The sequence below is a fragment of the Mesorhizobium sp. genome (assembly GCF_004962925.1).
GTDB lineage: Bacteria > Pseudomonadota > Alphaproteobacteria > Rhizobiales > Rhizobiaceae > Mesorhizobium.
Genome location: NZ_SUEO01000289.1, coordinates 1 through 6,631, shown reverse-complemented (window position 1 = coordinate 6,631; position 6,631 = coordinate 1). Strand labels below are relative to the sequence as shown.

The 6,631-nt window shown below is 64.0% G+C and carries 7 protein-coding genes; 1 reads left to right on the top strand and 6 read right to left on the bottom strand.

All coding sequences use genetic code 11. From position 1 onward, the window contains the following. From E5W87_RS32870 to E5W87_RS32845, 6 genes are all read right to left on the bottom strand, one after another. Positions 1 to 159 (bottom strand): enoyl-CoA hydratase-related protein (locus tag E5W87_RS32870; RefSeq protein WP_292407336.1); only part of this gene is annotated, 159 nt, incomplete at its 3' end. Continuing rightward, positions 152 to 2,230, bottom strand: coding sequence for an acetate--CoA ligase family protein (locus E5W87_RS32865; RefSeq protein WP_292407333.1), 2,079 nt, complete (start codon positions 2,228 to 2,230; stop codon positions 152 to 154). The genes E5W87_RS32865 and E5W87_RS32870, both read right to left, overlap by 8 nt. A 3-nt stretch (positions 2,231 to 2,233) precedes the next feature. Next, the gene (locus E5W87_RS32860; RefSeq protein ID WP_292407330.1) at positions 2,234 to 3,397 is read right to left on the bottom strand and encodes an acyl-CoA dehydrogenase; all 1,164 of its coding nucleotides are present in this window, start codon (positions 3,395 to 3,397) and stop codon (positions 2,234 to 2,236) included. Positions 3,398 to 3,401: 4 nt separating this feature from the next. Beyond that, positions 3,402 to 4,499, bottom strand: a complete 1,098-nt coding sequence (locus E5W87_RS32855; protein ID WP_292407328.1) for a carnitine 3-dehydrogenase — start codon at positions 4,497 to 4,499, stop codon at positions 3,402 to 3,404. Continuing rightward, positions 4,496 to 5,125 carry an HD domain-containing protein gene (locus E5W87_RS32850; protein ID WP_292407326.1) on the bottom strand — a complete coding sequence of 210 codons (630 nt, stop codon included), beginning with the start codon at positions 5,123 to 5,125 and terminating at the stop codon, positions 4,496 to 4,498. The genes E5W87_RS32855 and E5W87_RS32850 overlap by 4 nt, the downstream gene beginning before the upstream one ends. Positions 5,126 to 5,153: 28 nt before the next feature. Beyond that, the gene (locus tag E5W87_RS32845; RefSeq protein ID WP_292407324.1) at positions 5,154 to 6,065 is read right to left on the bottom strand and encodes a 3-keto-5-aminohexanoate cleavage protein; all 912 of its coding nucleotides are present in this window, start codon (positions 6,063 to 6,065) and stop codon (positions 5,154 to 5,156) included. A 140-nt stretch (positions 6,066 to 6,205) separates the two neighbouring features. Here E5W87_RS32845 and E5W87_RS32840 point away from each other — a divergent pair. Continuing rightward, positions 6,206 to 6,631: AraC family transcriptional regulator (locus E5W87_RS32840; protein ID WP_292407322.1), on the top strand; the 426-nt coding region annotated here is incomplete at its 3' end.

The following is a 6,631-nucleotide window of genomic DNA, read 5'->3' as shown; positions in this document are numbered from 1 at the left end:
CTTGACGATGGCGACCCGCAGATCCGGATCGTCGCGGAACGCCTTGAATGTCTCGCCCATCAGCCGCGACGTTTTCAGGTCGATGGCGTTGGCCTTGGGCCGGTCGAGCGTGACTTCGAGGATCGTGCCCTCGCGTCGGGTGGTGATGACATCAGACATTCTTTTTTTCTCCCAGCACCAGCAGCGCGTCGGCGATCCAGGCGCCGTTGCCCTGGGTGCAGACGATCAGCGGGTTGATGTCGAGCTCTTCGATCTCGCCGGCATTTTGCTGCACGAAGGCGGCAATGCCTGATATCGCATTGATGGCCGCCGCGACATCGGCCTTGGGCCGGCCGCGATAGCCTTCGAGCAGCGGGAACAATCTGAGCCCGCGCAGCGCCGCCTCGATGTCGTCGCGTGTCGCCGGCAGCATCAGGGTGACGCTGTCGCGCAGCAGCTCGACCAGCACGCCACCCGTGCCGAGCGTCATCACCGCGCCGAACATCGGGTCGCGGGTGAAGCCGACGAGCAGCTCGGCGACGCCGTCGCGCACCATGCGCTCGACATAGAGGCCGGTGCCGAGCGCATCGAGATCATGAGCGGCGGTGCTGACGGATTCGGCATCCCTGAGGTTGAGCCGGACCGCGCCGATCTCGGATTTGTGGGTGACGCCCAAAGCCTTCAGCGCCACCGGAAAGCCGAGCGCCATCGACGAGATCACAGCCTCGACGGCATTGCCGGCGCGTTCGCCCCTGGGCACGGGAAGCCCGGCCTCGATCAGCCGCGCTTTCGCCTCGGCCTCATCAGGTGTGATGTGATCGCCACTCGGCGCACCGGACGCGGAGGTGTCGATCGACTGCGCCTGCGGCTCGCGCCAGGCCCAGCCGATGAAGGCTGCCGCCTGGGCAGCGTCCATGGCCTCGGAAATGCCGAACAGCGGCACCATGCCGCGTGCCATCAGCCCGGCGGTGTATTCCTCGGGCAGGTTCTCCGGCAGCGACGACACGATCGCGCCTTGCGCCTGGTTGGTCTTCAGCGCCGATTCGAAGGCACGCAGCGTCGCCCACCAGTCGGTGTCCGAGCAGCGGTCGGGGCGCGGGAAGTCGAGCACCAGCATATTGAGGTCGAAGCCGCCCGACACCATGGCGGTGAAGGTGGCGGTCATCGCCGGCTCGTTGTTCCAGATGAAGGTGTGGTAGTCGAGCGGATTGGCCACCGCAACCAGCGGGCCGAGCGTCGATTTGACATGCGCGCGGTGCGTGTCGGTGAGAACAGGGAAATTCACCCAGCGGCCTTCGGCGCTGTCGGCCATGACAGAGGCCTCGCCGCCCGAACAGCTCATCGACGACAGCCGGTAGCCGGGTAGGGGTCCGGTGACATGCAGCAGCTTCAGCGCCTCGATGAAGGCGGGGATGGAATCGACGCGGGCGATGCCGAGCCGCTTCAGGAAGGCGCCGGAGGCGGCGTCGGAACCGGCCAGCGATGCGGTATGCGAGACGGCCGCTTGCCGCGCCTGCTCGGAGCGGCCGACCTTCATGGCGATGATCGGTTTTCTCAACTCACGCGCCCGAGCGGCCAGCCTTTCGAAGCCGGCTACCGAATCGAAGGCTTCGATATGCAGGCCGAGCGAGGTGACGCGGTCGTCCTCGATCAGGCCGAGCGCCATTTCGGAAAGGCCGGTCTGCGCCTGGTTGCCGGCGGTCATAAGAAAGGCGATCGGCAGGCCGCGCTTCTGCATCGTCATGTTGATGGCGATGTTCGACGATTGGGTGATGATGGCGACGCCGCGGCCGCCCTCGGCCAGCCTGATACCGCCATGCTGGTCAGGCCATAAAAGCGCGCCGTCGGCATAATTGATCAGGCCGTAGCAGTTCGGCCCGATGATCGGCATCCGGCCCGCCGCTGCGACCAGCTCGGCCTGCAGCCGCTCGCCGTCCTCGTCATAGGCTTCGGTCTCGAGAAAGCCGGCGGCAAAGCAGACGGCGCCGCCGGCACCGCGCTCGGCCAGAGCCTTGACCACCTCGATGGTCAAATGCCGGTTGACGCCGACAAACGCAGCGTCCGGCGCGCCGGGCAGGTCGGCCACCGAGCGATAGGCCTTGCGGCCGGCGACCTCATCCTTGGTCGGGTGCACAGGCCAGATCTCGCCGGCAAAGCCCATCTTGATCGATTGCGCGACGACGGCGGCCGCCTGCGCGCCGCCGAAGACGGCGATTGATTTCGGCCGCAGAAGACGTTCAAGTCTGTGCATCGATCAGCCCCCGAACGGGCGCAGCAGCGCCCGCGAAATAATGTGGCGCTGGATTTCCGAAGTGCCTTCCCAGATGCGCTCGACGCGGGCGTCGCGCCAGATGCGTTCCAGCGGCAGGTCGTCCATCAGCCCCATGCCGCCATGGATCTGGATCGCCTCGTCGGCGACGAAGGCAAGCATTTCGGTGGCCTTCAGCTTGGCCATAGCCATGTCCTGATCAGTGACGGTGCCCTGATCGTACTTCCAGCCGGCTTCGAACACCATCAGGTCGGCGGCTTTCAACTCGGTCGCCATGTCGGCGAGCTTGAACGACACGCCCTGAAACTTGCCGATCTGCTGGCCGAACTGCTGACGCTGCGCGGCATATTCAATGGCATGGCCAAGCGCCCGCTCGGCCCGGCCAAGGCAAGTCGCGCCGACCTGCAGGCGGGTCGCGCCAAGCCATGAATTGGCGACGTCGAAACCCTTGTGGACCTCGCCGAGGACCTGGCTTGCGGGCAGCCGGCAATCGTCGAATTCGAGTATGGCGTTGGTGTAGCCGCGATGCGAGACGTTACGGTAGCCGTCACGCACCGTAAAACCCTTGGTGCCCTTGTCGACGAAGAAAGCGGTGATCTTCTTGCGTTTTCCACGCGAAGACTCTTCCTCTCCCGAAGCCATGAAACAAATAGCGAAATCGGCAAGATCGGCATGGCTGATGAAATGCTTGGTGCCGTTCAGCACCCAGTCGTTACCGTCCTGCACGGCGGTCGCCTTCATGCCGCGCAGGTCGGAGCCGGCACCCGGCTCGGTCATCGCCAGGCAATCCCATTTCTCGCCGCGAATGCAGGGATAGAGATATTTCTCGCGCTGCTCGGGCGTGCCAGCCAACAGGATGTTGGAAGGCCGCGCCACGCAGGTCCAATGCAGCGCGTAATTGGCGCGGCCGAGCTCCTTTTCGTAAAGCAGCCAAGTCACCGTATCGAGGCCGGCGCCGCCGACATCCGCCGGCATGTTGGCGGCGTAGAGCCCGGCTTCGATCGCCTTGGCCTTGATCTCCTCGATCAGCTCGCGGCGCAGCACGCCGGTGCGCTCGACCTCGCGCTCATGCGGGTAAAGCTCGTTCTCGACGAAGGCGCGCGTCGTCTCGACGATGAGTTTCTGTTCTTCCGAAAGACCAAAATCCATGGTCTCAGCCTTTCTTCTTTTTCTTCGGCTTTTCAGCTTTGGCCTTCACCGGCTTGGTCGCCTTAGCCTTCTCGGCCGCCTTGGAGGCGGTGGGCTTCTTCGCCGCAAGCTTGGCGAGCTGCTTGGTATAGTCCTTGTGCAAGGCGCCTGCGCCCCAGCCCTTGCCTTTGTTCTGCTTCGACAGCGCCTCCATGATGGCGACCAGATTGTCGTCGCGGATCTTTTCGAGTTCGCGGATCGACAGCCCATGCGCCTGGTCGTCCGACTGCGTGGCGATCAGGTCGACCAGTTCGTCGTTGAACTCCGGCACATCCATCAGCTTGGTCCAAGGCCATTTCAGGCACGGCCCGAACTGTGCCATGAAGTGGCGCATGCCGGCCTCGCCGCCGGCGACGCGATAGACCTGGAACATGCCCATCTGCGCCCAGCGCAGGCCGAAGCCATAGCGCATGATATCGTCGAGTTCTTCGACCGTGCAGATGCCGTCCTTGATCAGCCACAGCGCCTCGCGCCATGCCGCCTCCAGCAGGCGGTCGCCGACAAACGCCTCGATCTCCTTGCGGATCACCACCGGCTTCATGCCGATCGAGGCGTACATCTCCTTGGCGACCTCGATCGCTTCGGGAAAGGTCTGTTCACCGCCGACGATCTCGACCAGCGGCAACAGATAGACCGGGTTGAACGGATGGCCGACGACCAGTCGCTCCGGATGCTTCTTCATCGCCACCTGCATGTCGGTCGGCTTGATGCCGGAGGTCGAGGAACCGACGATGGCGTTGGCCGGCGCATAAAGGTCGATCTCGGCCAGCACGCGGTGCTTCAGGTCGAGTCTCTCAGGCACGCTTTCCTGGATGAAATCGGCATCGGCTACGGCATCGGCGATGGTCTTGGCAAAGGTCAGTTTGCCTTCCTTGGGCAGGCCGCCGGGCAGCATCTGCTTGTAGGCGCGGCGCGCGCCTTTCATCACTTCGCCAACCTTGCGCGAAGCTTCCGGGTCGGGATCGAAGATCGATACGTCGATGCCGTTCAAGAGCAGCCGCGCCACCCAGCCGGCGCCGATGACGCCGCCGCCGATGGCGGCCGCCTTGGTGATGATGCTCATGCGGAGGCTCCGGTTCTTGTCCTGGCTGTTTTTAGGTCGATCAGAGGCACGCGCTCGCCGGCGCGGATCACGGCGGGGTCATAGGCTTTGCGCGCGAACACTTCGAGCACGACGGGCCGGAAGAAATCGATCGGCAGCGTGTCATAGCCGGGGTCGAAACTCGACTGGTCCCAACGCTCGCAAAACTGGTCGCAATCGTCGAAATAAAGATGACCGGCGAAACGGTCGCGCGCATGCGGATTGCCGCCGAGATGGTGGGCGTAATAGAGACGCTGGAAGTCGCCGTGCTTTTCCACCACCCAGGTGCACTGCTCGCGCACGAAAGGTTTTAGGATCGAAGCTGCATATTCGTCGTGATTGTAGGGTGCGTAGATGTCGCCGATGTCGTGCAACAGCGCGCAGGCGATCCAGTCGGTATCGGCGCCGTCGCGCCAGGCGCGCGTCGCCGCCTGCAGCGAATGGCCGAGCCGGGTGATCTTGTAGCCGGACAGGCCTTCGTCGAGCTGGACAAGCGCGTCCAGCAGCCGCTCGCCGGTTTTCGCCGCATAGTCGATCTCGTGCTCGGTGAGGAAGGCGTAGTCCTCGCGGTCGCCGTCCTTCATCGCGGTGAATTTCACGGTCTTCATCGGCGGCTCCTCCCTACCGATTCCCTGTTCAAAGCGGCGCGCGCTTGGTCAAATTGAGCTTCTTGCGCACCTCATCCGGGCCGATGACCCTTGCGCCCATGTTGGACACGATGCTGACCGCCCGCTCGACCAGCTGCGCATTGGTCGCCAGCACGCCCTTGTCGAGCCAGAGATTGTCCTCGAGCCCGACGCGGACATTGCCGCCGGCCAGCACCGCGGCGGCGGCATAGGCCATCTGGTTGCGGCCGATGGAAAAGGCCGACCAGTTCCAGCTCGACGGCACATTGTTGACCATGGCCATGAAGGTGTTGAGATCGTCCGGCGCGCCCCACGGCACACCCATGCACAATTGCACGAGAGCATCCGGATCCAGCACCTTTTCCTCGACCAATTGCTTGGCAAACCAGAGATGGCCGGTGTCGAAGGCCTCGATCTCCGGCTTGACGCCGAGCGCCGTCATCATGCCGCCCATGGCACGCAGCATGCCGGGCGTGTTGGTCATCACATAGTCGGCCTCGGCGAAGTTCATGGTGCCGCAGTCGAGTGTGCAGATTTCCGGCAGGCATTGGCGCACATGTTCCACGCGGTTGGTGGCGCCGCCCATATCGGTACCTTTTTCGTTCAGCGGCAACGGGTTTTCCGGCGAACCGAACACCATGTCGCCGCCCATGCCGGCGGTCAGGTTCAGCACCACGTCGACGTCTGCCGCGCGGATGCGCTCGGTCACTTCGCGATAAAGGTGGACGTCGCGGCGCGGCTTGCCGGTTTCGGGGTCGCGCACATGGCAGTGCACGATCGCCGCACCCGCCTTTGCCGCATCGATGGCCGCATCGGCGATCTGCTTGGGCGAACGCGGCACATGCGGGCTGCGGTCCTGCGAGCTGCCGGACCCGGTCACGGCACAGGTAATGAAAACCTCACGGTTCATCGCAAGCGGCATGGACTTTTCTCCCAATCAGCACAGACGTTCCGATCAAACATGGCCCAATCAAACATAGCCCAATCAAAGATGGGCCCGATCGAACAGATGGCAACAATGCCTGACTTGCTGGAAACTGTTTTGCGTTTTACGAAGGTCATATGATAAAAAGCGAAAAGCCGTCGATCTTTCGCGCCGAACGCTCGCCGCTCAAGGTGACGCTGCTGGTGTTTTCCGGTTCGTCGATCATGTGCGTGGCGTCGGCCGTCGATCCGTTGCGCGCCGCCAATCGCATCGCCGGCGAAACGCTGTTCGATTTCCGGCTGGTATCGGTGACCGGCGAAGCGCCAATCACCACATGCGGCCTGCCGGTTGCGGTCGGCGGCCGCTTCGATGCGGCGGATACAACGGATATGCTTGTCGTCGTCGCCGGCTTCGGCACGCAGAACTATGCCACATCGGCTCTGCTTTCCGGTCTGCGCCGTGCGGCGCGCGGCGCCCGCGCCTGCGGCGGTGTCGAAGCCGGCACCTGGCTGGTCGCCCGCGCCGGCTTGCTGGAAGGGCGCAGCGCCACCACTCATTGGGAG

What these genes read in the sequence shown, in the direction of transcription:
- E5W87_RS32865 (WP_292407333.1), bottom strand. Translation starts at nt 2,230, where the DNA reads ATGCACAGACTTGAACGTCTTCTGCGGCCGAAATCAATCGCCGTCTTC.
- E5W87_RS32860 (WP_292407330.1), bottom strand. Translation starts at nt 3,397, where the DNA reads ATGGATTTTGGTCTTTCGGAAGAACAGAAACTCATCGTCGAGACGACG.
- E5W87_RS32855 (WP_292407328.1), bottom strand. Translation starts at nt 4,499, where the DNA reads ATGAGCATCATCACCAAGGCGGCCGCCATCGGCGGCGGCGTCATCGGC.
- E5W87_RS32850 (WP_292407326.1), bottom strand. Translation starts at nt 5,125, where the DNA reads ATGAAGACCGTGAAATTCACCGCGATGAAGGACGGCGACCGCGAGGAC.
- E5W87_RS32845 (WP_292407324.1), bottom strand. Translation starts at nt 6,065, where the DNA reads ATGCCGCTTGCGATGAACCGTGAGGTTTTCATTACCTGTGCCGTGACC.